The organism is Bradyrhizobium neotropicale, from assembly GCF_001641695.1.
Taxonomy (GTDB): Bacteria; Pseudomonadota; Alphaproteobacteria; order Rhizobiales; family Xanthobacteraceae; genus Bradyrhizobium; species Bradyrhizobium neotropicale.
In genome coordinates this window covers 1-26251 of record NZ_LSEF01000037.1, presented here as the reverse complement: position 1 = coordinate 26251, position 26251 = coordinate 1, and the positions used below count along the sequence as shown (strand labels likewise).

At 62.0% G+C, this 26251-nt stretch carries 22 protein-coding genes, 1 tRNA gene and 1 pseudogene; 11 read left to right on the top strand and 13 right to left on the bottom strand.

From position 1 onward, the window contains the following. Nucleotides 1–39: 39 nt before the first annotated feature. The 4 genes from AXW67_RS10680 to AXW67_RS10665 all read right to left on the bottom strand — a co-directional run bounded on the left by AXW67_RS10680 (nt 40) and on the right by AXW67_RS10665 (nt 4672). Entirely contained in the window at nt 40–1518 is a 1479-nt protein-coding gene (locus tag AXW67_RS10680) for an ATP-binding cassette domain-containing protein (RefSeq protein ID WP_027551274.1), read from the bottom strand. Further along, nucleotides 1518–2444 carry a branched-chain amino acid ABC transporter permease gene (locus AXW67_RS10675; RefSeq protein WP_027551273.1) on the bottom strand — a complete coding sequence of 309 codons (927 nt, stop codon included), beginning with the start codon at nt 2442–2444 and terminating at the stop codon, nt 1518–1520. The genes AXW67_RS10680 and AXW67_RS10675 overlap by 1 nt, the downstream gene beginning before the upstream one ends. Before the next feature lies 1 nt (nt 2445). After that, complete coding sequence (locus AXW67_RS10670; protein WP_027551272.1) at nt 2446–3321, bottom strand: branched-chain amino acid ABC transporter permease; 876 nt, start codon at nt 3319–3321, stop codon at nt 2446–2448. A 103-nt stretch (nt 3322–3424) separates the two neighbouring features. After that, nucleotides 3425–4672 carry an ABC transporter substrate-binding protein gene (locus AXW67_RS10665; RefSeq protein ID WP_027551271.1) on the bottom strand — a complete coding sequence of 416 codons (1248 nt, stop codon included), beginning with the start codon at nt 4670–4672 and terminating at the stop codon, nt 3425–3427. A gap of 345 nt (nt 4673–5017) precedes the next feature. Here AXW67_RS10665 and AXW67_RS10660 point away from each other — a divergent pair, with 345 nt between their 5' ends. Further along, nucleotides 5018–6010 carry a ribonuclease Z gene (locus AXW67_RS10660; RefSeq protein WP_027551270.1) on the top strand — a complete coding sequence of 331 codons (993 nt, stop codon included), beginning with the start codon at nt 5018–5020 and terminating at the stop codon, nt 6008–6010. Here AXW67_RS10660 and AXW67_RS10655 read toward each other — a convergent pair. Further along, entirely contained in the window at nt 6007–7107 is a 1101-nt protein-coding gene (locus tag AXW67_RS10655; RefSeq protein ID WP_063677863.1) for an NAD(P)/FAD-dependent oxidoreductase, read from the bottom strand. The two genes, AXW67_RS10660 and AXW67_RS10655, sit on opposite strands and share 4 nt — an antisense overlap. A 101-nt stretch (nt 7108–7208) precedes the next feature. Further along, entirely contained in the window at nt 7209–8432 is a 1224-nt protein-coding gene (locus AXW67_RS10650) for an SMP-30/gluconolactonase/LRE family protein (protein WP_027551268.1), read from the bottom strand. A gap of 333 nt (nt 8433–8765) precedes the next feature. Between AXW67_RS10650 and AXW67_RS10645 the strand changes: the two genes are divergently transcribed. The 5 genes from AXW67_RS10645 to AXW67_RS10625 all read left to right on the top strand — a co-directional run bounded on the left by AXW67_RS10645 (nt 8766) and on the right by AXW67_RS10625 (nt 13359). After that, entirely contained in the window at nt 8766–9011 is a 246-nt protein-coding gene (locus AXW67_RS10645; protein ID WP_063677862.1) for a hypothetical protein, read from the top strand. Between the two features lie 541 nt (nt 9012–9552). Continuing rightward, nucleotides 9553–11115, top strand: coding sequence for a 2-isopropylmalate synthase (locus tag AXW67_RS10640; protein ID WP_063677861.1), 1563 nt, complete (start codon nt 9553–9555; stop codon nt 11113–11115). Between the two features lie 224 nt (nt 11116–11339). Beyond that, nucleotides 11340–12341 carry a TRAP transporter substrate-binding protein gene (locus AXW67_RS10635; RefSeq protein ID WP_063677860.1) on the top strand — a complete coding sequence of 334 codons (1002 nt, stop codon included), beginning with the start codon at nt 11340–11342 and terminating at the stop codon, nt 12339–12341. A 189-nt stretch (nt 12342–12530) separates the two neighbouring features. After that, nucleotides 12531–13115, top strand: a complete 585-nt coding sequence (locus AXW67_RS10630) for a Spy/CpxP family protein refolding chaperone (protein ID WP_201723660.1) — start codon at nt 12531–12533, stop codon at nt 13113–13115. A 168-nt stretch (nt 13116–13283) separates the two neighbouring features. After that, nucleotides 13284–13359 (top strand) — tRNA-Lys (locus tag AXW67_RS10625). A gap of 58 nt (nt 13360–13417) precedes the next feature. On the opposite strand, the gene AXW67_RS10620 is transcribed toward AXW67_RS10625, so the two are convergent. Beyond that, nucleotides 13418–14293: a site-specific integrase gene (locus AXW67_RS10620; RefSeq protein WP_145927530.1), complete on the bottom strand. Its 876-nt coding sequence runs from the start codon at nt 14291–14293 to the stop codon at nt 13418–13420. A gap of 127 nt (nt 14294–14420) precedes the next feature. On the opposite strand from AXW67_RS10620, the pseudogene AXW67_RS10615 reads away from it, so the two are divergent. After that, a pseudogene (locus AXW67_RS10615) lies at nt 14421–14750 on the top strand (tyrosine-type recombinase/integrase); the annotation flags it as partial. 414 nt (nt 14751–15164) lie between these two features. Here the strand turns inward: AXW67_RS10615 and AXW67_RS10610 are convergent. After that, the gene (locus AXW67_RS10610) at nt 15165–15929 is read right to left on the bottom strand and encodes an RNA polymerase sigma factor (protein ID WP_063677856.1); all 765 of its coding nucleotides are present in this window, start codon (nt 15927–15929) and stop codon (nt 15165–15167) included. 57 nt (nt 15930–15986) lie between these two features. Then, nucleotides 15987–16223 carry a hypothetical protein gene (locus AXW67_RS10605; protein ID WP_063677855.1) on the bottom strand — a complete coding sequence of 79 codons (237 nt, stop codon included), beginning with the start codon at nt 16221–16223 and terminating at the stop codon, nt 15987–15989. On the opposite strand from AXW67_RS10605, the gene AXW67_RS10600 reads away from it, so the two are divergent. After that, nucleotides 16222–16560: a hypothetical protein gene (locus tag AXW67_RS10600; RefSeq protein WP_063677854.1), complete on the top strand. Its 339-nt coding sequence runs from the start codon at nt 16222–16224 to the stop codon at nt 16558–16560. The genes AXW67_RS10605 and AXW67_RS10600 overlap by 2 nt on opposite strands. Nucleotides 16561–16765: 205 nt before the next feature. Here the strand turns inward: AXW67_RS10600 and AXW67_RS10595 are convergent, their stop codons facing one another. From AXW67_RS10595 to AXW67_RS10585, 3 genes are all read right to left on the bottom strand, one after another. After that, complete coding sequence (locus AXW67_RS10595) at nt 16766–18421, bottom strand: OFA family MFS transporter (protein ID WP_063677853.1); 1656 nt, start codon at nt 18419–18421, stop codon at nt 16766–16768. A gap of 428 nt (nt 18422–18849) precedes the next feature. Further along, nucleotides 18850–20451 (bottom strand): ABC transporter substrate-binding protein, encoded by a 1602-nt coding sequence (locus AXW67_RS10590; protein WP_245315511.1) that lies wholly within the window; start codon nt 20449–20451, stop codon nt 18850–18852. Between the two features lie 25 nt (nt 20452–20476). Beyond that, entirely contained in the window at nt 20477–20983 is a 507-nt protein-coding gene (locus AXW67_RS10585; RefSeq protein WP_082907855.1) for a hypothetical protein, read from the bottom strand. Nucleotides 20984–21700: 717 nt separating this feature from the next. Here AXW67_RS10585 and AXW67_RS10580 point away from each other — a divergent pair. After that, entirely contained in the window at nt 21701–22756 is a 1056-nt protein-coding gene (locus tag AXW67_RS10580) for an IS110 family RNA-guided transposase (protein ID WP_063677851.1), read from the top strand. Nucleotides 22757–23666: 910 nt separating this feature from the next. Here AXW67_RS10580 and AXW67_RS44750 read toward each other — a convergent pair. Continuing rightward, nucleotides 23667–23801: a hypothetical protein gene (locus tag AXW67_RS44750; RefSeq protein WP_283806457.1), complete on the bottom strand. Its 135-nt coding sequence runs from the start codon at nt 23799–23801 to the stop codon at nt 23667–23669. Between the two features lie 126 nt (nt 23802–23927). On the opposite strand from AXW67_RS44750, the gene AXW67_RS10570 reads away from it, so the two are divergent. Both AXW67_RS10570 and AXW67_RS10565 read left to right on the top strand, forming a co-directional pair. Next, entirely contained in the window at nt 23928–24794 is an 867-nt protein-coding gene (locus tag AXW67_RS10570) for an FkbM family methyltransferase (RefSeq protein WP_063677849.1), read from the top strand. Between the two features lie 190 nt (nt 24795–24984). Beyond that, nucleotides 24985–26019: an IS110 family RNA-guided transposase gene (locus AXW67_RS10565; protein ID WP_063676386.1), complete on the top strand. Its 1035-nt coding sequence runs from the start codon at nt 24985–24987 to the stop codon at nt 26017–26019. The last annotated feature ends 232 nt before the right edge of the window (nt 26020–26251 follow it).

The window sequence follows — 26251 nt, the reverse complement described above, 5'->3', positions numbered from 1 at the left end:
GTTTCCCTTTCTATTGTTCTGTCGTCGTTATGAACTGCCTCAGAGATATCCGGCGCCGGCCTCAGCGGCGAAGCGGCCGGGATCGCCTTCCCAGACGATCCGCGCATGCTCGAGCACGTAGACGCGGTCGGCATGCGGAAGCGCGAACGTCACGTTCTGCTCGCCGAGCAGCACCGTGATTGATGTGGTCTGCTGCAGCTTCTCCAGCGCCTTGGACAATTGCTCGAGGATGACGGGGGCGAGGCCGAGCGTCGGCTCGTCCAGGATCAGGATCTGCGGCTGCATCATCAGCGCGCGTCCGATCGCCAGCATCTGCTGCTCGCCCCCGGACAGCGTCTGCGCCAGTTGACCCTGGCGTTCCTTGAGGATCGGGAACAGCTCGAACAGCCAGGCGAGCTGCGCTCTGCGCGCCTCGTCGGTGAGATGCTGGCCGCCGAGATCGAGGTTCTCGCGCACCGTCATTTCGCCGAACAGCTCGCGCGATTCCGGGCATTGCACGAGACCGCCGCGGGCGATCTTCGCGGGGCTCGTGCCACGCAGCTTCTCGCCGCCGCGCAGGATCTCGCCGCTATAGGGCAGGAAGCCTGAGATGGTGTTGAACAGCGTGGTTTTGCCGGCGCCGTTGAGGCCGACGATCGAGACGAACTCGCCCTCGTGGACATGGATCGAGACGTTCTCGAGCGCCTGCGCCTTGCCGTAATGAACACTGACGTTCTCGACCTGGAGCAGCGGCACCTTGTCCTTGAAGCTGGTCTCGGGCCGCGCATGGGTCTCGATCGCGCCGCCGAGATAGACCCGCCGCACGGTCTCGTTCTTCATCACCTCGTCGGCCTTGCCGGTGACGATCTCCTCGCCGAGATACATCGCGAGCACACGGTCGACGAGGGCCGCGACGCTCTTGACATTGTGGTCGACCAGCATCACCGCGCGCCCTTCATCGCGGAAACTGCGGATCAGGTCGGAGAACACGTCGACCTCGGCACGGGTCAGCCCGGCGAAGGGCTCGTCGACCAGGACCACCTTCGGGTCGCGCGCGATTGCCTTGGCCAGCTCGAGCCGACGCAGATCGGCAAAGGGCAGCGTCGGCGGGCGGCGGTTCATCACCGCGCCCAGTCCGACGCGATCGGCGATCCACTTGGCGCGATCGACCAGCGCCTTGTCCGGGAAGAGCATGAACAGGCTGTCCGGCAGGAGCGCGACCATGATGTTCTCCAGCACAGTCTGCCGGTTCAGTGGCCGCGAGTGCTGGAACACCATGCCGAAGCCTTTTCGCGCGATCTTGTGCGCGGGGAGGCCTGCAACGTTCTCGCCTTCGAAGATCACTTCGCCGGCGGTCGGGCGCTCGATGCCCATAACGCTCTTCATCGCGGTCGACTTGCCCGAGCCGTTCGGCCCGATCAGGCCAAAGATCTCGCCGCTATTGACCTCGAAGCCGAGGTTCTTCACTGCGGTCAGGCCGCCGAAGCGCTTTGTGAGGCCGCGGACTTCGAGAACGGGTCTGTTTGCGATCATATCCATCACGAGCGTGCCTCGCGCGAGAGGGCCGCTCCGAGGAAGCCGCCGGGGAAGAACAGCACGACGAGGAGGGCGACCGCCGAGACGATGAAGGTCGCAAGTTCGCCCGTCGGCCGCAAGAATTCGCCGGCGACGATCAGGAAGATCGCGCCCAGCGCCGCGCCGAGTACGGTGCGCCGGCCGCCGAGCACGGCCGAGACGATGACGTTGACGCCGACCGCGACGTCGACGACGGTGCCGACCGAGGCGGTGCCGAAGTAGAACACCAAGAGTGCACCGGACAGGCCGGAGAAGAACGCGCTGACGATGAAGGCGGCGAGCTTGTGCTTGACGATGTTGAAGCCGAGCGCGCCGGCCTGTACCGGATCCTGGCCGCTCGCCTGCAGCACGAGCCCGATCGGCGATTGCGACAGGCCGTAGAGGATTGCCGCCGAGATCGTCATGAAGCCGAGCGCGATCCAGTAGTTGGCGCCGGCGTTGATGGTGATGACGTCGGGGATGGTCAGGCCGATTTCGCCACCGGTGAGATCGGCGAACACCACGATGAAGTTCTGCAGCATCAGGACCGCAACCAGCGTGGTCAGGCCGAAATAGGGCCCGCGGACCCGGAGCGCTGGCAGCGCCAGCACGAGGCCAGCGATGACGGAGGCGAGGGCGCCGAGCAGGATGCAGAGATAGACCGACCAGCCGAACTGGTTGTTCAGGATGCCGGCGGTGTAGGCGCCGACGCCGATCAGGAAGGTCGGCCCGAAATTGACCTCGCCGGCGAAGCCGAACAAGAGGTCCCAGGCCATCGCGAACACGCCGAAATAGAACGCGACCGTGAGAAGTCCGAGCACGTAGCCGGAGACGTAGAGCGGCAGCGTCGCCGCAATCACGACCAGGGCAAGCGAAACGAAGAACAGGCGTGAGGTGAAAAATCCCGACATCTCAGCGCCTCCCCAGAAGGCCCTGGGGCCGGATGTACATCACGACGACGAGCAGCAAGAGCGCCGGAATGGTGCGATAGGCCGGCGAGACCAGATAGGCCGTGATGGTTTCGAGATAGCCGACCACGAAGGCCGCGATCAGCGAGCCGGAGACGCTGCCGAGGCCGCCGAGTACGACGATCGAGAAAGCGCTCGCCGTCAGCGGGCCGACGCTGTAGGAGCTGACGCCCAGGAACATCCCGAGCAGCACGCCGGCGATGCCGGCGAGCACGCCGTAGATCGCCCAGACCACGATGAAGATGTTGGTGAGTTCGAGCCCGAGCAGAGTGACGCCGCGCGGATTCATCGACGCCGCCAGCACCGCCTTGCCGGTGCGGGTGCGGTTCACCAGCAGCCACAGCAGCGCGATGACGAGGCAGCACACGATCGCGGTGAAAATCTCGTTCTTCGGCGTGCGAACGCCGAGGATATCGACGACGCCCTCGACGATCGGCAGCACGGTCTTGGCGTTGTTGGTGAAGAAATAGGCAATCAGCTCCTGGATCATGATGCCCCACAAGAGCGTGCCGGTGAGGACGAAGATCTCTTTCTCCTCATTCGGGATGCGGCGCGAATCCTGGATCGGCTTCACCACCGCGAAGTAGGTGGCAAACGCCGTGATCAGGGCGACCGCGACCCCGATCAGCGCGCCGGCATAGGTGCCGACATTCAGGATGCTGGCGGCGGCCCAGGCCGCCACCGCTGCCGCCACCATGATGGCACCGTGGGAGAGGTTGAGGACGCCGGAGACGCCGAAGATCAGCGTAAAGCCGGTGGCACCGAGAGCGTAGAGGGCGCTGATGGCAAAGCCATCGATCAGAATCTGGAATGCTCGCATCTATGATTGGCCGGGTGGCAGTCTGGCTGCCGCTTTGAGGGAAGGTGCTGCGAGGAGCCGCATGTGGAAGCTCCCGGGAGATGGTCCCGGGAGCTGTTTCCGACTAGTTCGTTGTGAGCTTGACGAAGCTCGGGAACTTAATCTCGGTCTTGGCTACCTCTTTCGGCCAGACCGCGATCTGCTTGCCGTCCTGCCATTGCAGCATCAATCCGGTGATCAGGCCCTTGCCGTATTTGATCGAGTGGGTGAACGGATCGTCCTTGCCGTAGAACTGGACGCGGCCGATCGTGCCTTCCCAGTCGGTCTTCTCGAGCGCCGCGACCAGCTTGTCGGCATCCGTCGAGCCGGCGCGCTTGGCCGCGTCGGCGATGTAATAGACCTCGTCATAGGCGGTGTAGCCGGCATAGGACGGATAGTTGCCGAACTTCTTCTTGAAGTTCTCCGCGAACGGCACCGACTTCGGCGTCACTGCGACGCCCGGTCCGGAGACGCCCTGGTAGAGCACGCCCTCGGCCGCCTGGTTGGTGTCCTTGCCAAAGGTCTCGTTGGTCGCCTGCGACGAGATGCCGAACATCGGGATCGGCACTTGCTGGTTCTTCCACTGCACGGTCGGCTGGACGCCGACATGCGAGATGCCGGTGATGATCACGTCGGGCTTGGAGCCTTCGATCTTGTTGAAGATCGGCGTGAAGTCGGTGGTATCGGGCGAGAAGCGGATGTGGTCGAGCACCTTCAGCCCGACTTTGGGCAGGCACTCCTCGTAGCCGACGTCGAGCGGCTTGGTCCAGGCCGCGTCCTCGCTCATGATCACCGCCGACTTCATGTGCATCTTGTCGACGAGCAATTCCTTGGCGGCGTCGCAGACCGAGAGCGCCAGCGCAGCCGAGGTCAGATAGCCGTGAAAGGTGTACTTGTTCTTCTCGTAATCGGCGTGAACGCTCTTGCTGATCTCGTTGGAGGCGGCACCGGGCGTGACGAAAGGCGTCTTCAACCGCGAGGCCCAGGGCTCCAGCGCCAGCACCACTTCGCTGATGTAGCTTGCGATAACCGCGTTAACCTTGTCCTCGTTCACCGCGCGCTGAAACGCGCGCACCGAATCCGCCGAGGAGGAATGGTTGTCGTAGGAGATGATCTCGATCTTGCGTCCGTCGACGCCGCCGCTCGCGTTGATCTCGTCGGCTGCAAGCTGCGCTGCCTGCGGGATCGATGCGCCGGCGATCGCCTGCGCCTCTGCGATCACGCCGATCCTGATCGGGTCTGCCGCAAGGGCCGCGCCCGATGCGGTCACCAGTACACCGAGCGAGGCCGCGCCGAGGACCATTCGCAATGCACCAGAGAGTATGGTTTTCATGTTGTTCTCTCCCTTTAATAAGCCTCTTATGAGCTATTGGGGCGCGACTATAACGGCGATGGCATTCTCGGCAAGTGAAACTGCATTCAGGATTGTGAGAGCCGGACTAAAGTCTAGAATTGCGCAAACAGCAGGCGTTGCAGTTGCAAGCCCTGTTTCGCGATCAGGCATGCAGATTTCGTCGATCGCCATGCCGTGCGCGCCCGGCCTTGCGATCGTCGGCGTCGAGCCGAGCCGCTCGCGATGCGAGCAGCCATCGGTCATCGCCCGCCGCGGGCGTCGATGCGACCGCGAGCGAGCCGCGTTGACAATGGTAACGCCGCGCCGCGCGGGAAGGTCCTAAGCATGGCCCAGCTGGTTCAATGCCGCCTCGTCAACGAGCCTTTCGCCGATCCCGGCCTGCTCGTCGACTTCAGGTTCGGACGCCGCGCGATGCTGTTCGACATCGGCGATCTCGCTGGCCTGTCCAATCGCGAGCTGCTCCGCATCAGCGACGTCTTCGTCAGCCATCGGCACATGGATCATTTCGCCGGCTTCGACCAGTTGCTCCGGGGCCGGCATCATCAGCCCGGCCGTTTGCGCGTGACGGGGCCGCCGGGTCTCATTGCCGGCGTCGCCGGCAAGCTCGCGGCCTATAGCTGGAATCTGCTCGATGCGACGTCACCCGACTTCATGATCGAAGCGGCCGAGTTCTGCGATGGCCGGCTCGGCGACTGGACCGGCTTCGCGGCGCGAGGGCAGTTCCGCGCCCAGAAGAGCGAGGAGGCATCGCTAGCGCCCGGGCTGATGTTTAGGGATGGTGATCTCTCCATCGAGGCGGTTACGCTCGATCACGGCATGCCCTGCCTCGGGTTTGCACTGCAGGAGAGCCGCGGAGTCAATGTCTGGAGCGTTGGCCTGGCGCAGCTTGGCCTCGAGGTTGGACCATGGCTCAACGCGGCCAAGCGCGCGGTCCGCAGCGACGCGGACGACGACATGCTGATCACCGTTGGCGATGGTCGCACCGTCCGGCTCGGCGAGCTCAGGCGGCACGCACTCAAGGTCGCGCCGGGACAGCGCGTTGCCTACGTGACGGACGTTGCCTTCACCCCTGACAACGCAGAGCGCATTGTCGCGCTTGCGCGCGGCGCCGATCATCTCTTCATCGAGGCAGCCTTTGCCGGCGACGATGTCGAGATCGCCAGGGCCCGCCATCATTTGACGGCGATGCAGGCAGGCGAGCTCGCCCGCGCCGCGGGCGTGAAGCAGATGACGACGTTCCACTATTCGCCGCGCTATCTCGAAACACCCGACCGGCTGCGGACCGAGGCGGAGGCTGCGTTTTCCGGCGCGGCCTAGCGTGCCCTCAGCAGCGACGGATCGAGCGGCCGCATCCGGCTGGGATCGAACGGCGACAGGTCGATGTCACCTGCTGCACCCTCCGCGATCAGCTGCGCCAGCGCTTCCCCGGTCGCGGGCGCATTGAGAATGCCCCAGACATTGTGTCCGGTCGCAACGTAGAGGCCTTCGCTTTGCGGCACCTTGCCGATCAGCGGCAGGCCGTCCTGCGTGACCGGACGGAAGCAGGCCTGCCGCGCGATGATCCTATCGGCGCGAAACGCGGGCGATAGGCGCTCGGAGATCGCCTGCAGGCGGTCGATGGCGTCCTGGTCCGGCGTCACGGCGGCGGGATCCAGCGGCAGCGGCGCGACGTCGGAGAAGGCGGTGATGTGCGTGCTGCCGTCCGCACGCGGGAAAACCTCGATCGAGGCCGCGTCGCCGTTCTCTTCAGACTCCAGGAACAAGGCATCCGCCGGGACATCCGTGCCGGTGTCGTAGACGATGCTGGGACTGCGCTGTCCGTAGACGGCGGGCAGGCTCATCCATTGTGCGGCGAGCAGCGACCACGGCCCCATCGCGATAACCACGGCGTCGGCCTCAAGTGTGCGGCCATCAATCTCGACGCCGCGTGCGGTGCCGCTTGCATCGCGCATGACGCCGGTGACGCGTCCGGTGCGGAGTTCGGCGCCTTGCGCGAGCGCTGCGTTCATCATGGCGGAGGTGAACTTGCGGGGATGTACGATCGCGGTCGTCTCCGTCGTGGCGAGGCGGTGGGCGATGACGATGCCATTGGAGAGCCAGCCGAGCGCGGCCGGCGTATCGCGGCGTGCATCGGCGTCGGACACGACGAAGCCGCTATAGGCGCTCATGCGGCGATAGCTCCAATCGCCCGCGATCTCGTCCGCCAGCCGTGCATGTAGCGCAAAGCTGCGCCGCGCCAGCGCGTCGAGCGACGTGCCGGCGCACCAGTCGAGCGCGAGGAAGCCGCCGGCCTTGCCGGAAGCGGCGGCCGCCACCTCGGTCCGTTCGACGACGGTGACGTCGATGCCGCGGCGGCGCAGGAAATAGGCGGTGCAGCCGCCGATCACGCCACCGCCGCAGATGACAACGCGCATTGTCTTTCCAGTGATGACCTTCTCGCTTCGAGAGGACTATCCAAACAATTCGGCGCCGGCGGGGCACGACGGCGCCGTATCGTGTTCCGCTTCCCGCCGCTTCAGCCCGGCCCCGCGCCCTGCGTCGCGGTGTAGACGGCGTAGAGCGACTGGCTCGCGGCCATGAACAGGCGGTTGCGCTTGGGTCCGCCGAAGCAGAGATTGCCGCACACTTCGGGCAGGCGGATACGGCCGAGCAGCTTGCCCTCCGGCGACCACACCGTCACGCCGTTATAGCCGACCGCGCGGCCGGCATTGCTGGAGGCCCAGACATTGCCGTTGACGTCGCAGCGCACGCCGTCCGGTCCGCACTTCACGCCGTCGATCACGCAATCGGAAAACCGCTTCTGGTTCGACAGCTTGTTGTCGCTGCCGACGTCGAACACGAAGATCTCGCCCTTGCCGCCGGCGCCGGTGTCGCCCGGACCCTTGCCGGTCGAGATGACGTAGAGCTTTTTGAAGTCGGGTGAGAAGCAGAGCCCGTTGGGATCGGGCACCTGGTCCTCGCTGACTACGAGATCGACGCGGCCGGAGGGATCGATGCGATAGCAATTGGTCGGCAGCTCGCGCTTGCCCGGCACGAAGCCGGCCGGCTGACCGATCCGCGGATTGAGCTTGCCGCCAGAATTGCTCGGGCCGCCCGGGCCATCAGGCTCGCCTTCATAGAGCTGGCCGCCATAGGGCGGATCGGTGAACCAGTAGCTGCCGTCGGGATGCGCGACGACGTCGTTCGGCGAGTTCAGCTTCTTGCCGTTGTAGGAATCGGCGAGCACGGTGGCGGTGCCGTCGTGCTCGTAGCGCGTGACGCGGCGCGTGAGATGCTCGCAGGAGAGCTGGCGGCCCTGGAAGTCGAAGGAGTTGCCGTTGGAATTGTTGGATGGGCTGCGGAAGACGCTGACGCGGCCGTCGTCCTCGCTCCAGCGCATCTGCCGGTTGTTGGGAATGTCGCTCCAGAGCAGATAGCGCCCCTGCGCGCTCCATGCCGGGCCTTCGGCCCAGAGCAGGCCGGTAAAGAGCCGCTTGATCGCGGTGTTGGGCTGCGCGAGGTCGTTGAAGGACGGATCGACCGCGATGATGTCGGGGTCCCAGAAATAGGTGGTTGGCGCGCCGCTCGGGCTGAAATCGCGCGGCGGGGTGGTGATCGTGGTCGGCGGCGCAGCCGGGCCGGTCTGGGCCAGTGCGGAGGCTGCTCCGGCCACGCTGGCCGCGGCGCCGAGCGCGAGCCCCTGGACAAGCGTTCGTCGTGAAAGCGCAGCATCTTGGTCACGCTGCTGATGGCATGTCATCGCGTCCTCCCGGTCAGGTTCACTGGCCGGTTGATCCGGCCGTGCAGGTGTGGAGGTTAATGCGCTCCGCAGCCGGTTGCGAGAGGCGGATTCCCATCCTCTGGGTGAAATCGGGTCGCAATCCCGTCACGTTCTTATGCGTCCTGATTTGCCGTTACCGCATGCTTGTGCGTGCGTTGCGTCGTCATCGAGGCTCGAAAATGTTCCGCGCACGCAAGCAAAAATTTCCCCTGTTCCAAAGGCAGGCGCGAGCTCACATGAACCCATGTCAAGCCTTGACCTCGCGCGCGATGCTGGCAGAACTTCGCCTGGGGTCTAGAGCCGGAGCTCATTGTGCAAGGCGTCGTCATACTGATCATATTGCTCGGGCTCGCTTACGCGGCCGGCTATTTCACGCGCGACTTCAAGTCCCGCAAACGGCGTGAGGAAGCGCGCCGCTGGCGCGACTACACGCAGCCGGACTGGCTGCAAGCCGCCGCCCCCGCCAACACCAACGAAGCCGCGCCTCAGCCGGTCGGCGAGCTCGGCCAGATGCTGAATCGCTGGGAGAGCAGGGCCCGCGCCCGCCGCACGGGATAGTGTCTCAGCTCGTCATTCCCCATTGCGCAGGTGCGCAATGGGGCTCGCGCCAAGTGGCGCGCCCCGGAAGCCGGGACGCTACGCACCAGCATTTCGCCAATCTCTGGTCGGGGTACGGTCCTGGCCGTTACAATGACGAGACACCAACCGGCGATCTCATTGTCCCACTAGGTCAGTTCCCCTGACCATCTTTTGGCGTTGCAGTTGCTCCTATTTCTCGTCTAGAAACGACGCATCGAGCCACCCGGCAACGAACCGTCAACGGTTTTGGCTGAGGATTTCTGGGCTCAAAAGGGTCTGGCAATGCTGATTCGCGGCCAAATCGATGGGATTTCGGGGGAGGTGGCTCTGGCCGCCGCCACGATCCCGGCCGCGCTGCTGCCCACCCTCCTTATTGACGGGCTTCTTCTTACCTGCCCCTGAGGGCCGGCTGGGCGCCACGCGCCTGGGCACTCAGGGGTTGTACGAGATCACCGGACACCTCAAGCGCCCAGAACCTGAACGGCCTGAACGGCGCGAAAGCTCAAAAGGAAATTTGATAATGGCCCCCGTAAATAAGTCCGAGAAGGACCGCGTCATCATTTTCGATACCACTCTGCGCGACGGCGAGCAGTGCCCCGGCGCCACCATGACCTTCGAGGAGAAGCTCGAAGTTGCCGAGCTCCTGGATGATATGGGCGTCGACGTCATCGAAGCCGGCTTCCCGATCACGTCCGAAGGCGACTTCCAGGCGGTCAGCGAGATCGCCCGCCGCTCCAAGAATTCGGTGATTGCCGGCTTGTCGCGCGCGCATCCGGCTGACATCGATCGTTGCGCCGAGGCCGTGAAGTTCGCCAAGCGTGGCCGCGTCCACACCGTGATCGCGACCTCGCCGCTGCACATGCGGGTGAAGCTGAACAAGACCCCGGAGCAGGTGATCGAGACCTCGGTTGCGATGGTCGCGCGCGCCCGCAATCAGATCGACGACGTCGAATGGTCGGCCGAGGACGGCACCCGCAGCGAGATGGACTTCCTGTGCCGCATCGTCGAAGCCGTGATCAAGGCCGGCGCCACCACGGTGAACATCCCCGATACCGTCGGCTACACGGTGCCGGAGGAATACACCCACTTCATGAAGACGTTGATCGAGCGCGTACCGAACTCGGACAAGGCGATCTTCTCGGTCCACTGTCATAACGACCTCGGCATGGCCGTGGCGAATTCGCTGGCCGGCATCGTCGGTGGCGCGCGTCAGGTCGAGTGCACCATCAACGGTATCGGCGAGCGCGCCGGCAACGCCGCGCTCGAAGAGATCGTGATGGCGATCAACGTGCGCAACGACAAATTCCCGTACTGGAATAAGATCGACACCACGCAGCTGACCCGCGCCTCCAAGGTCGTGTCGGCGGCGACCTCGTTCCCGGTCCAGTACAACAAGGCCATCGTCGGCCGGAACGCCTTCGCGCATGAGAGCGGCATCCACCAGGACGGCGTGCTGAAGGATGCTTCGACCTACGAGATCATGCGGCCCGAAATGGTCGGCCTGAAGCAATCCTCGCTGGTGCTCGGCAAGCACTCCGGCCGCCACGCCTTCGTGCACAAGCTGGAAGAGATGGGCTACAAGCTCGGCCCCAACCAGCTGGAAGATGCATTCACACGGATGAAGGCGCTCGCCGACCGCAAGAAGGACATCTATGACGAGGACATCGAGGCGCTGGTCGACGAGGAGATGGCGGCCTCGCACGACCGCATCAAGCTGACCTCGCTGACCGTGATCGCCGGCACCCATGGCCCGCAGCGCGCGACCATGAAGCTGGACGTCGACGGCCAGATTAGAATCGAGGAGGCCGAGGGCAACGGTCCGGTGGATGCGGTGTTCAACTGCATCAAGCGTCTGGTGCCGCACGAGGCCAAGCTCGAGCTGTATCAGGTCCACGCCGTCACCGAAGGCACCGACGCGCAGGCCGAGGTCTCGGTGCGCCTGTCTCAAGACGGCCGTTCGATGACCGCGCGCGCGGCGGATCCGGATACGCTGGTGGCTTCGGCCAAGGCCTATCTCGGCGCGCTCAACAAGATCGTCATGAAGCGCCAGCGCGACACGGTGACGACTGCCGCGGCGAGCTGAGGCTTACTCGCCAGACCGATCGGCGGAAACGCGGTGCCTTCGGCGCCGCGTTTTTTGTTGGGAGCGGGGCGAAGACCACCCCTCGGATACCGCATTTTTGCAAGGAGACCCCTGCTAACAGGCAATGGCGCCTGTGCCTGCTTCCCTATAATGCTGCCTCCAAGTCTTCAATTTAAAGTCTCGGGGCCGGCGGTCCGTGCTCCCAAGGACGTGCGGGAGGAAGCATGCGAAAGTTCGTTTGGGCTGCGGCGTCGATCGTGGCACTGGCCTTTGCCGGGACGGCATGGGCGCAATCGCCGATCATCATCAAGTTCAGCCACGTCGTCGCCACCGACACGCCGAAGGGCAAGGCGGCCGAGAAGTTCAAGGAACTCGCCGAGAAATATACCGGCGGCAAGGTCAAGATCGAGGTCTATCCGAACTCGTCGCTCTACAAGGACAAGGAAGAGCTCGAGGCGCTCCAGCTCGGCAGCGTGCAGATGCTGGCGCCGTCCAACTCGAAATTCGGACCGCTAGGCATCCGCGAGTTCGAGGTGTTCGATCTGCCCTACATCCTCCCCGACCTGAAGACGCTGCGGAAGGTGACGGAAGGGCCGCTCGGCGCGAGGCTGCTCAAGCTGCTCGAGCCCAAGGGCATCACCGGCCTTGCCTATTGGGACAACGGCTTCAAGGAGATGAGCGCCAACAAGAAGCTGGTCGCACCTGGCGACTATCAGGGCGTGAAATTCCGCATCCAGTCCTCGCGCGTGCTCCAGGCGCAGTTCAAGGCGCTCGGTTCGCTGCCGCAGGTGATGGCGTTCTCCGAAGTCTACCAGGCGCTGCAGACCGGCGTGGTCGACGGCCAGGAGAACACCTGGTCGAACATCTACACCCAGAAGATGCACGAGGTGCAGAAGTACATCACCGAGACCAACCACGGCTACATCGGCTACGTCGTGATCGTGAACAAGAAGTTCTGGGACGATCTGCCGGCCGACATCCGCGACCAGCTTTCGAAGGCGATGAAGGAAGCGACCGACTTCAACAACGCGCAGTCGCAGAAGGAGAATGACGACGCGCTCGCCGAGATCAAGAAGAGCGGCAAGAGCGAGATCATCAAACTCACGCCGGAGCAGGACGAGGCGATGCGCAAGGCGATGGAGCCGGTCTACAAGGACGCCGCAAGCCGCGTCGGGCAGTCGCTGATCGACGAGTTCCAGAAGGAAGCGAAGAGCACGACGAACTAGTGTGAATGAGTCGTGAAGGAAGGGGCTTCCGCGCTGACCGCGCGGAAGCCCCTTCGTATTGTTGCAAATGATTTCTGAGTGCGAGTGCGAATTAAATTGCAATGAGAGCGCCTTCCCTGTCCAAGTTGTAAGTTGCGCACGGGCCGGGTGGCGCTCATTTTCATGGACATCCTTCCAGAGGAGGTTCTCATGAGGAAGTTTACCATCGCCGCCATCGCCGTGCTCAGCATCGCCGGCTCGGGCGCGGTCTATGCCCAGTATCATCGTCCGTGGATGTTCGAGCACATGGGCCACATGCGCATGAACCCGGAAGATCGCGCTGCCTTCGTCGACGCGCGCATCGCCGCCGTCCATGCCGGGCTGAAGCTGAACGCCGACCAGGAGAAGCTGTGGCCGCCGGTCGAGGCCGCCGTGCGGGAGTTCGCCAAGCTACGCATCGACCGGGCCAACGCCCGAATGAATGCCGGCCCGGGCGATGCCGACAAGCCGGATGATCCGGTTGCCCGCCTGCGCCAGCGCGCCGAGGACATGGCCGCGACCTCCGCGGCGCTGAAGAAGATCGCCGATGCCGCCGATCCGCTCTACAAGACGCTGGATGAGGGCCAGAAGCGGCGTCTCGCCGTGCTGACCCGGCACCGGGGCCCGTTCGGCGGCGGTGGCGAGGAGGGCTGGCACCACCGCTTCATGGAACGCGGCATGGAACGCGGCATGGACCGCTTCCATGACGGCGACCGGGACGGCGGGCCGGACCGCGACCGGGAGGGCCGCCTTTGAGCGGGCCGGGATTCCCCTGGGATTAGCCCTCGCGAAGCCGCTGGATTCCAGCGGCTTTTCGCATTTTTGGGCTTGTGGACGAACCCTTGGAAAACCTTCGCCACATCGCTTGCCATCCCCGAACTGCTTTGCTAAACGACCGGCCTCGCAAGGCTTTGACCGCCTTTCGGGCGCATAGCTCAGTTGGTAGAGCAGCTGACTCTTAATCAGCGGGTCCCAGGTTCGAGCCCTGGTGCGCCCACCAAACATTTCAACGACTTAGCAACGGCGCAAAGTTGTCATTCTGACAACTCGTCACCTGCTCATTCTGACAAATTCCCCCTTTCCGTTCTCGATTTCAGTCTCTTGCGTCCTGCAATCTGACGTTGTGTCTCGGTGTCCTTGGCATAGCGAAGTAGAGCCGCGGTGCTCTTGTGAGCGCCCAATGCGCGCATCTGTGCGTCGGTCAGACCGGAGTCCGCACCGTCAGTGTGTCCGCCATGCCGAAAGCTTGTGAAGGTGAGATCGTCAGGCAAGCCGGCGGCTTGGCATATGCGGCGCACCTCGGCCTGAACGTAGCGCATCGGATTGCGCCCGCCGGTCATCCACGGAAGGTGGACCTTCTTCCGCCGATCCGGATTGTCGCGCATCACAATCAGCGTCCCAGTTCGCTTCACGACTTCAAGGCGCGTCATCATCTCCGGCCAGAGAGCCGTCCCATCCACGTCAAAGAGCGGGATGGCAACCTTCTCGGTTTTGCGGTTCTTGTGGTGCCAGGCGAGAACATGATCAGGCCGGTCGGCGGGTCGATAGTCAGACCAGGCGAAGCGACCGAAAATATCTTCCTCACGGACCAGCCAATAGAACGCGATCATGGCAGCAGCGCCAAGCGATGGACTACCATCCGCGTCAGCAGCAGCGACGAATTGATTCAGTTCGGCGAGTGTTGCCGACCTGTTTTGCCTCGGCTGATATTCAATCTCGAGGCCCTTGAACGGATTGGAAGCGGGCACCACGCTGGGGTGGATGCGATGCGCCACGTCCCACGCGCGCTTGCACACCGTCATAGAGAGTAGGGCGCTCCGGTGCCGCGTCCTCCCGTTCGCGCCGACCTTCAGTTTCTCATAGAGGCGATCGACTGCACCGGCGCTGATGCTTTTGACGTGTAGAGATCCAAAGCGGCGGCCGTCCTTCAACATGTACCGCGCAACGTCGTTTAGCGCGCGATCATAGCTTGCGCGGGTACGGGGCGGCCGCTTGGTGAACTTGTTGCTCGATCGGTACGCTGCGACCAGCCAATCGAACGAACCACCAGTGCGCGGGGCTTTGCCACGTCAGGCGATCGATGATTACTTGCGGGTGACCGGCAGAAAGTCAGGCGAATACCTGTTCATTGGCCGGCGGCGGACTGAACACATGACGACCCGCCAGTATGCCCGCCTCCTATCACACTGGATCGCTGACATCGGACTGGACCCGCACCTGTTCGGGACGCATTCCCTTCGCCGGACCAAGGCAACCTTGATTTACCGGCGAACCGGCAACCTGCGAGCCGTGCAGCTCCTCCTGGGGCACACCAAGATCGAGAGTACGGTCCGATATCTTGGCATCGAGGTCGACGATGCCCTCGCGATAGCAGAACAAGTTGACGTTTGAACTCGGGGGCAGAGCAGACGCGCTCTGCTTTGCCCTCACAGACGGCTCCGGGCCAAAACAGGAAGTCGGTGCGTTCTATTCCATCACTTCGTCGTCACGGGCAAGGAGTGATGCCGGAACCCAAATCCGAGCGTTTTTGCTGTCTTCATATTGATCACGAGTTGAAGCTTGGTGACCTGCTTTAGCGGGTACGTCTTGAGGCTTTTCGCCGTTCAACACGCGGCCAAGATATTCCCCCACTTGTCGGAAGGCGTCGGGGTAGTCTGTTCCGAAGCTCACCAAAACGCCATCAACGCAAATTCGCGGCGCGGATATACAGTGGGTATCGGGTATTGAGCTGTCAGATCGACAATCGCCCTTCGACTTCTAAGCATGAGGTTGTCGGCCGAAACAAACAATGCGTATGCCCGTCCGCTACTTCGCCGCGGAGTTGTTCAAGAGCAAACTTTGATACTTCCTGCGAATGCTTGTCCGGTGGTCGCGGACCGTGCCTGGCTGGATGTTCATGCTCTCGGCTATAGCATCAAGGTCCATATTCATGACCAAGCCTTCCAGCACAGTGCGCTCTGCCGGCGTCAGCTTAGCGACAAGAGCGGCCAGCGTATCCCTCGTTTCGACGCGGACCGCAGGGTTCTGCCGGGTGTCCTCAACCGCAAGGGCCGGCGGCGCATCAACTGTCGTGTGAGCGGAAATCACCCTTTTTTGACGAAGCTCCAGCCGAGCTTCATCTGTAATCTGGTTCTGCAGAATGCGTTGGACATAGCCACCCATTTCGCTATCTGTTTTGCCCGAGAGCAATTGGCAGTTCTCCCAGATCTTGAGCATGACCTGCTGGGTAATGTCGTCCGCGCTAACACGTCCGAAGGTCAAGCCGTTGCGCAGCTCACGCTCGGCATTTCGTTTGACAACGTCTCTCAGCGGGCCGGCGGCGGCGTTCATACAATACGCTCTCACATCCGAAGCAGAGATGCGATAGCGCGGGTTAAACATTGCCGGGTCAATCGGCACTAGCGGCACCAGCCGCTCGCCAAATCCTGCTGCTCGCGGGCCCGCGAGGAACTCCGAAGTCGCAGGCCGGGCTTCCAGCACCCGTTGCGCAGAAGTGCTGCGCGGCAGAGGCGCCAAGCTGAAAACGCCAGTGACAAGGGCAACGAAGATCAGAAAAGTGCGGCTGTTCATGGTGCGTCGTCCGATGAATGGGGGCGCAGTATTTCTACTGCGCCCAGTTTCAACTGCTTACTTTTTGAAGTCGATGGAACGGCCATGGATGATCTGGAGCTTGCCGCCATCGGTCGCTTCGGTCTGGCCTTCGACTTGGACGCGGTCCGGGGAGATCGTGCCGTTCGAGTTGTGGATCAACTCGGTCTTGCCGATGCGGATGCCGACGCCGCCGCGGGTGCTGATCTCGAACGCGCTCGCCGGCGAAGCCACCGCCGTCGTGATGATGAGGACCGCTGCGAAAACATGTTTCATGGAAGTCGTCCTTGTATCTTACGAAGTCAGGACCGCCCTGCTTCTAACCCCCATAACGGCAGTCGCTGAAAATTTTCGGGGGGCGGAGATCGAATTTTTCTTCAAGCAAAAACAAAGAGTTGACCGAAACTTCCCGGCCGTTCATCGGCCCACCCGGCTGTTAGTATTGAAGCCAAGCTTACAGAGGATGGTCACCCTCAGCATCCCGTTCGCAGCGATCCGCGATTATTCTGCATCGGAAGGCGAGTCGGGACGGGCGCAAGACATCGAAGCGCGTAAACGCCCGCCTACTGGTCAGCAATGGGTCAAAAGCGCCGGTTCGAGCCTCGGCCGATGACTTCCGGTCTGCCCCCGACTTCGGACATGTCGCTGCGCCGCGCAAACTGTCGCGAAGGGCCAGAAGCGGTCATTCGAAATTTTTCTTGAGTCAGTCTCTGAGGGCCGTCTTGCGACACCCGGCGAAGCGAAGCACCTCGGCGATGGTAGCGGGAAAGGCCGTGCAGCTTTGCAATGGGGGCTGCCGCACGGCCTGGGAGCGGTGATCAGAAGATCTTAGCCGCGCTCTGCAGCGTGATCCAGACCCCCCATGCTAGCGGGATGCCGACAAAAGCCCAGAACAGTGCGGCCTTCGCGTCGAGTCCGCCAAGCCCGATTCCAAACGAGCCGGCGGGTCCCGATGCGCTCGCGCTTGCGGCGGCCGCCTGCATTCTCGCGACTTCCGTCTCGCGCATGTGCCACTTCGGGTCGACCGGCTTGATCAGGTAGTTGCAGATCAAACCTGCGACCAACATCGCGCACAGAATATACATCGTGGTGTTGTAGAGCTGGTCGGGCTTGACGCCGGCCGCGAGCTGGAATTCGCGGATATAGTTCACCACGACCGGGCCAATAATTCCCGCTGTCGACCATGCCGTCAGCAAACGGCCGTGGATTGCTCCGACGTACTGGGTACCGAACATGTCGGCAAGATACGCCGGAACGGTCGCAAATCCACCGCCATACATCGACAGGATGATGCCGAAGCCGAGGACGAACAGCAGCTTCGAACCCATCGCCGCGAACGTCGGAGCGAGCGCGTAGAGAACAATACCCAGGATGAAGAACGTGTAATAGGTGTTCTTGCGGCCGATCTTGTCGGACAAGGACGCCCAGAAGAAGCGGCCGCCGATGTTGAACAGCGACAGCAGACCGGTGAAGCCGGCCGCGATACCCGCGATCGTCGCTTTCTGGGCGGCTGTCAGTTGATTGAAGCCGACATCCGGCAACCCGATCAGTTTGCCCGCGAAGATTTCCTGGAGCATCGGCGACGCCATGCCGATCACGCCAATACCCGCCGAAACGTTTAGGCAGAGCACCCACCAGATCAGCCAGAACTGGGGAGTCTTGTGCGCGTCCTTGAGGTGCACGTTATACTGCGAGATCATCGAGTTGGTTTTGGCCGGCGTTGTCCATCCCTCCGGACGCCAGCCCGCCGGCGGCAAGCGATAGCGAAAGGCTCCGACCAACATGAACACGAAATAGATGACGCCCATCGCAACGAAAGTCTCCCAGACACCGGCCGAGGTCGGCGTCTTGAAATAGTTCATCAGAAGGTTCGCAAGGGGCGCGCCGATCATTGCGCCGCCACCGAAGCCCATGATGGCCATGCCGGTCGCCATGCCGCGGCGATCGGGAAACCATTTCACGAGCGTCGACACCGGCGAGATGTAGCCGATGCCGAGACCAATACCGCCGATGACGCCCGAGCCCAGCCACAACAGCCAAAGCTGATGCACGTAGACGCCGATCGCCCCAAGAAAGAGGCCGCCGCACCAGCACAAGGCGGAGACGAACCCGGCCTTACGCGGTCCAACCCGCTCCAACCAGCCACCCCACACCGCTGCGGCAATGCCGAGTAGCACGAAGAACAGCGTGTACATCCAGCCGAGGCTCGCAACCCTCCAGTCACAGGTTGTCGTGAACAATTCCTGGACGAGGGTCATGTCGGGACAGGTCTTCGGTGCCGTCAGTCCAAGCGCGCGCGACAGCGGCAGCCAGAACACACTGAAGCCGTAAGCCATGCCGATGCAAAGATGAAGACACAGCGCCGCCGGCGGGACCAGCCAGCGATTGAAGCCCGCTCGCGCAATCGTGCGTTCCTTGTCGAGAATGCCACCTCCGGCGCGAGGTATGGCTCCAACACTACTGATCGTCGTCATCGAAATTGTTCCCCTGTAGATTCCAAGTTCCGGGCGGGTTTGCCGCCCACGATCCCTGCATTCAATTCGCGGCGCGAACTTGATTGCAGTCGGCACGTTCTCGAGATGCGCAGGATCGTCAAGCGCATTCGACAGCCCCGCAACGGATGTGTCCGGACGTGCAGGCTGCAGACGCCGGGTCTAGCGGGCGCCGCGAGGCACGACAGAACTCCGCAATTGCTTGCGGAGAAATCGATCGGCACTAAGATTCGATGTGTGTCGATACGATGGAGAATTTCTTTGCAGCGGCCTGTGGCGTCAGCGTCAGCCAGTTCATGCTCGCCGCCGAACTGATCGCGCGGTTCACAATGGAATATGCTAAAGCTATCGATTTGCCTCTGTGAGGCGGAGCATCGGACGGGCTGCAGCTTCGTCCGATGCTCCGATACTCATTCAAGCTCGAGCGATCGGTATCGACCGTTTTCGTCAATCGTCGTTCCCCAGATCTTGTGCGACGCCTGGTGTTCCGCACGGCCGAAATTGAGGGAAGTGCCGAGACCCAGATCGAGATTGTGCGTATTCTCAAGAACGTCGACCAGGCTTTCGGTATCGAGCTGCGGGCCCGTTCGTTTGAGTGCCTGGATCAGGACGTTGGCGGCAATGTATCCTTCAAGCGACACGTAGTCCGGCGACTCGCCTGGAAAATATTTGGCGAGCGCGTTTTTGTATTCGAGGACAGCGCTTGAATAGCCGCCAACCGCTGGAACCACTTGCGTCACGATGACGCCGCTGGCAAAGCGCGGCCCAAGCAGCATCAGTTCGTCGGCAAGTGCGGTGCTGCCCACGAACGAGACGTTGGTGTAAACCATTCCAGGAAAGACATCTCGCGTCTTCTCGATGAACTTGGCGGCGGCCCGGTAGGTTGCAACCATGACCACAGCCTTGATCACGCCCTTCTGCGCCTTTAGCTGATTGACCGCGTCGTCGACGTCCACCGTATTCCGCTTGTAGTTGAGCCGAAGAATGGAGGCGTCGTTCAGGCCGAGCGAACGAAACGCCTTTGAGACGCCCGCAAATCCGGCGTCGCCATAGGCGTCCTGCTGAGCGAATACGGCGATTTGTCGGGGCTGCAGCCGACGCAGCTTCGTCAAATAGCGGACGGCAGCGTCGGTCTCCTCCGCATAGCCCGCGCGATAGTTGAACACATAACGATCGGGAGGATCGTTGCGTATGACATTCGCTCCCGTGAACGCGCCGAAGAACAATGTCCGCCGCTCGAGCGCGTAGGGGACTGCGACGGCCGCGGTTGGCGTTCCAACATTTCCTATATAGCCGAAGACCTGATCCTTCTCGTAGAGCTGCTTCATGGCTTCGAGAGTGCGCGTCGGCTCGTAACCGTCGTCCGCCGAGGTCAGCCGGAGCATCCGGCCCTCCACGCCGCCGGCGTCGTTGACCTGATTGAAGGCGGTATCGATCCCGAGCTTCATCTGCCGTCCGAGTTCCTTCGCTGGACCGGAAAGCGGTCCCACGATCCCGAACCGGATTTCGTTTGCGGTCACGCCGCGCGAGGTGGAAGCGAGAGCCGCTCGCGGCAGGGGCGCCGTTGGCGCCGTCGCGGCAGCGGCTGGCGTCGGCCCGATCGCGCTGATCAGCGATGGCGACTTTCCGGGAAGCGACTGTTCGAGATCGGCAAGCTGGCGTTCCGCCGTTCTGCAATTGGTCCGACCTGCCGTCAGAGCATTGCGGCCATCTACGACATAGCGATCGAGCAGCCGCGAAAGCTCGTCGCGCTCGGCCTCGTTGGACGCATTTGCCCTGATCACCGTCTGGAACTTGTCGACGATGGACTGAATCCGGGGGCGCGCGACGTCCGGGCAGGCCAGCGCCGAACCAACGATCGGTCCGATGCGGCCCGCCAGGTCGCGCACGATGTTCAAATTATCGCTAGGCGCGGCGCCCGCGGCGGTCGCGAACAGAGCGCCAAGTGCAGCCGCTACCGAACGCAAACGCGAGCTCCGTACGGCCGTGATGTTGGATCCGATATCGGGCATCGTCGGGGCCTCCGTATATGCCATTTCAATCATTGAGCTGTCTCGGCGGAACGGTTTTTTGCCGCCATTGCATGAATTGCTGGAGCAGCTCCTGGGACTGCTCGGGCGTGACGGCCTGACCCGCGCTCTGCTGTGGCCGCGCGTCTTTCACCGACTGCACGGCCGCTGCAAAGGACGCTGCAATGCTCGACTCCTGGGAGGTCTGAACCCTCGATACAATGAACAGCGCCGCGACCGCCGAAACGCCAATCGCCGCAGCCCCGAACAACACCTTGCGCCGATTCCGACCGCGCCTCGGCGTCGGAGGCACGTCCATGACCTCAGGCTCGAGCGGCCGACGCAGCGATTGGTAGACCGCATTCTCAAGCGCGATGTCGACTGAAGTGGGCCGCTCGGCGTGCGCGCTGTCCGGTCCGGAGAGCAGTTCGTCAAGAGTGGATACCGGCGACCTTGGCATTTCGCGCAATCGGCGGGGTGCATAGTAAAGTGGATCGTGAGGGGTCGTTCGGCCTTGTTCACTCAGGGCACTCATACGCTACTCCTGTGATGCTCTGCTCTTGTGGATTGGTGCTCTCGCTGCGCTGGCAAAAGTTGAAGGCAAAGAGGGCGGCGCACGGAAATTTCCGGCGTCTCAATCGAACCGCAACCATCGATCGGGAGAATCTGAATCAAGACGTCGGATGCCGATCCGACATCGCGGGATGCCATACGCATCTGACCGCGACCAAAAGTTCCAAACTTCACCGCCCCACCGATCCCCGTCGCCTCAATTTCGACATCCATTCGCTTGCTCAGCGCATGGATATTCCGCGCAAATGCCGCGGAACTCACTCGGGTGTGATGGAGTTAGGGCGCGACATTATTAAGTTCGAATCGAGGCGGAACCGAGTTGAGATTTCGTCGGCTGTGGTGGTTCTTCGGACTTTTGGGGACATACTAGTATCGGGCTCCGAAATCCCGGTTCCACTCCCCACCCGTGATCCAATGGGCGTGGGGCAGACTGATCCCATATGATCGCCGGAGAAGCTTGGATTTGTCGAACGTAGGATTTATTCGAGGCAATATTTCGAAAGATGTTATTGAATCGCGAGTGAAAGAGGTTGCTCGGCTAAGTCTGCTTCCACGGCTGAAGGGTGCGCGGGCGGCGTCCAGCTCGCCACTTGATGTCCGCTAATGGGATGGTCCGGCCGTGCTCCGGCCCTGCCAGCACGAGAAGCTGGCAAGGGGCGCTCAAGACAAGGAGCACGCCATGTCTCAGAAACTCAACGCGGCGATCGCCGTGATCGGCATCGATATCGGCAAAAACTCGTTCCACATCGTGGGTCATGATCACCGCGGTGCCATCGTGCTGCGGCAGAAGTGGTCACGCGGCCAGGTGGCAACGCGGCTCGCCAACCTGCCGCCGTGCTTGATCGGTATGGAGGCCTGCGTCGGCGCCCATCATCTCAGCCGCAAACTCCAAATGCTTGGCCACGACGCCCGCCTGATGCCGGCGAAATACGTGCGCCCGTATTCGAAGGGACAGAAGAATGACTTCCGAGATGCGGAAGCCATCGCCGAGGCTGTCCAACGTCCGACCATGAAGTTCGTCGCGACCAAGTCCGCCGATCAGCTCGACCTTCAGGCCCTGCACCGCGTCCGCGATCGATTGGTCGGTCAGCGTACCGGCGTCATCAATCAGATCCGTGCGTTCCTGCTGGAGCGGGGCATCGCCGTGCGGCAAGGCCTGCATGCCCTGCGGTTCGAGTTGCCGGGTATCTTGGCAACACGCACCGATGTGCTCTCGCCTCGCATGTTGCGCATCATCGAGGGGCTGGCGGAAGACTGGCGGCGGCTGGATCAGCGTATCGAGGATCTATCCAGCGAGATCGAAACACTCGCTCGTCAAGATGAGGCCTGCCAGCGACTGATGACGGTGCCTGGCATTGGCCCGATCATCTCGAGCGCAATGGTGGCCGCGATCGGCGCTGGAGACGTGTTCTCGAAAGGCCGCGACTTCGGCGCCTGGCTTGGACTTGTGCCAAAGCAGATCTCGACCGGCGACCGCACGATCCTCGGCAGTATATCAAGGCGCGGCAATCGCTACCTGCGCGCGCTGTTCGTGCAAGCCGCATGGGTTGTGCTGGTCAAGGTCAGGTGTTGGGAGCGCTATGGCCTCAGCTCGTGGATCGAAGCCGCCAAGAAGCGATTGCACCACAACGTGCTGGCGATCGCGCTCGCCAACAAGCTCGCCCGGATCGCCTGGGCGGTCCTCAATAAGGGACGCGCCTTCGCGTGCGTCAAGACGGTAGAGACGGTGTCCTGACCTGCGTGATCCTCGCGCCGTGCGCGGCGCCGTCAAGGCGCGGCCTGGCAGCAGCAGAGCAAGACGTCAGGACAGCACGACGGCCGGCCTTGACGGCCCCTTGCGCGCGGCGCGTCTGCGCGCGCAGGCCGGGACGAAGGAACGACCGCCAGGCACGAACAAAGGAACAGCGCGACGTGAGGAGCTATCGATGACGTAACAACACCCTTACCCGCCGAGGTCTGCGAGAGGATGAGACGACGATGGAGAATCGGTCTTCCCGGCGCATGCGAACACTGGTGACCCAAATGGCCCGGTCGAGGCCTGTCCGCTAATCAGATCACATGCGCGCTGATATCCATGATGGCCCGGAGCACTGCGCTCCAAGCAGAGGCCGGATACATTGATGCAAGACCGCATCTACTGGACGTCGAAATCTTCTTGCACCGCACGGCCGGACCATACACTTGGGTCACCAGCAGTAATGCTCTAACCGATCAGAAGATTTCCGCTCTGCCCTCAGAAGCCGACATCACTTTTATCGCCCCAGATTAGACGACGTGATGCTCGACGCGCGTCCGCGCCTCACGGCCTAAATCCCTCGATTTGCCGGTCGCTAATCAGCACGGCGCGATCGTGGAATTCGTGCACGAATATACACGTCAAGAAGCGCTGGAAGGCCAGCATCATTAAATGAAAAACCCCGGGGTGATGCCCCGGGGTCTCTCTTATTGTGGCCAACCGAATGTGGCTCCGGTCTCGAACTGGCATGACAGGGTCGACCATGCGGTGCCGTTCACCAGAGACTGGAAGCGATGATTTCTGTAATCGGCTTCACAAGAATGTGGCACATCTCTTGCTGCAATTTTGTCGCTGGGCAACGAGGATGACGACGAGAGGCACGTCCCGGCGCGTGGCAGCCCCTTAATTGTCACTTTCCCCAGGGATGGTGCTCGAGGTCGCGAGATCGAACCAGTTCGGTGGCGATCTCGTGCTTGCTCTGTTCCGCTTCTGCGAGACGGGGCAGGCTGCGCGGCATTGATGTCGGCGGCTTGCGTCCCAGCATCACTTAAATTCGCTGCGTCGTCGGCGTGAGAGATCGCGGCTCAAGCCGCGGCGTTGACGAACGCGACCTCACAAGGATTAGCCACCTTCGACCCTTGGGCCTTCGGGCGCACAAAAAGGACGAGCCATGGACGAAACCCTCATTTACGACGTCGGCGCCCACAAGGGCGAGGATACCGAATTCTATTTGAGAAAGGGATTTCGCGTTGTCGCCATAGAGGCGATGCCGGAATTCTGCAATTCCATCGCCAACCGGTTCTCGGAACACGTCAAGTCCGGCGCCCTGTCGGTGGTCAATGTTGCAGTTTCGAACTCGCCTGGGAACGTCAGTTTTTATGCTGACGATCGTGTTTCGGAGTGGGGAACAACCAATCCGGATTGGTCCGAAAGAAACAGGAGATTTGGCGCAGGTACGGGGCGGACGTTGACGGTACCCGCTGCGAAACTGGCGGACATTTTGAAGCAGCACGGTGTCCCGCGATACTGCAAAATCGACATTGAAGGCAATGACCTCGAAGCGCTGGCCTCTCTGGAGGGACTTTCCGAGCTGCCAAAATTCGTATCCATTGAATCTGACAAGACGAGCTGGGAAAAGCTTATTGAAGAGTTCGAGACATTCGAAAAGCTGGGATACCGCAAATACAGAATAATGGATCAGTCACTTGTCTCCATGCAGACATGCCCAACGATTCCGAAAGAAGGAAAGTTTGTCGATTGGCGGTTCAAGAACGGAAGCAGCGGCCTTTTCGGAGATGAGTTGCCCGGAACATGGGTAAGCGCGCTTGAAGCCATCGAACTCTACAAGAGCATTTTTCGTGGATATGCGATCAATGGAGATCTTGGATTGTTCGGTGGCGGCGCAAAAAGCATGTTCAACATGGTCGGCAAGATTCAAGAGAAGGTTTTTCGTCTCAAGGGCTCTAAACGATACTTGAATCCGGCGACGCAGTTCCCGCCGCCCGGTTGGTACGATACCCATGCGGCCAGAGAGTGATTGAGATGTAGCTGCCGTTCTACGGCGTGAGCGCTCCTGATGTCCCGCTCATCCCTCAACAGCGGCACAAAAGATGGGGTAATCGGCTGGCCCAGCTTGTGGATAGCTGAATATTTAAGGTGCTGCGCTTCAGGCTGATGGTGAAAACGAGGTCCGTGGTGACGGCCTCAAGCATCAGGAGAAGCGCAGCATGGACCATTTTGCCGGACTGGACGTATCGGTCAAGGAGACGAGTGTCTGCATTTTGGATGATACGGGCAAGATCTTGAAGGAAGTGAAGGTGGCGAGTGAGCCCCAAGCGCTTCTGAAGGTTCTGGGGAATCCCGCCTACCGCTTCAAGCGGATCGGACTGGAAGCCGGGCCGTTATCGCAATGGCTGTTCAGCGCTCTCGCCGAAGCCGAGTTACCAGTGATCTGTGTGGAGACTCGGCACATGCAGGCGGTGCTGAAGGCGCAGATCAACAAGACCGACCGCAATGACGCGCGCGGCATCGCTCAGATGATGCGGGTGGGAGTGTATCGCCCGGTGCATGTGAAGACGCTACGCAGCCAGAAACTGCGTATGCTGCTAACCCATCGCAAGCTATTGCAGTCGAAGGCCATCGCCATCGAGAACGATCTGCGAGGGACTTTGCGTAACTTCGGCCTCAAGGTGGGCATAGTCGGAATGGTGAGGTTCGAGGCCCGCATCCAGGAGCTTGTCGAGACTATTCCCGACTTGGCGATCCTGGTGGAACCGCTGCTCGTCGTGCGGCGGGCGCTACGCGAACAGATCATCATCCTGCACCGCCGCTTGCTGGCCATCGTGCGCGACGACGAGGTGTGCCGGCGCCTGATGACGACCCCCGGTGTCGGCCCGGTGGTGGCGCTGACCTATCGCGCGACCGTCGATGTGCCAGCCCGATTCCGAAAATCCAAGTCGGTCGGGGCAGTGTTTGGGCTGACGAGCTCCAGATATCAATCAGGCGAGATCGATTGGAGCGGCAGGATATCGCGCTGCGGGGATGAGATGATGCGGGTGATGCTCTACGAAGCAGCGCAGAGCATGTTGCATTCGAAGAAATGGTCCTGGCTCAAGGCCTGGGCCATGCAGATCGCCAGGCGTCGCGGAATGAAGAAGGCGATCGTGGCCCTGGCCCGTCGGCTGGCCGTCATCATGCACCGCATATGGGTCGATGGCACCGAGTTCCGGTGGACCCGGGAGCCAACCGCGACAGCAGCATGAAAACCGTTCAGGATCAAAGCCGATAGGAGGAAACTCGAGATCCACCCAGCAGTGGAAAGATGTCCCTCGCGGGACGATGGATGAGGTGAGTTCGCATGTCCGCTTGAACCTGTCGTTCAAACTAACGACAAGGCCGCGCAAAAGATTGTTCTACTTCGTCCTCGAATCCCATGATGGAAGGGCCCTGGTGCCGATTCCGAAGAGAAGCGCGAGCCCGTGAGCGACATCGACA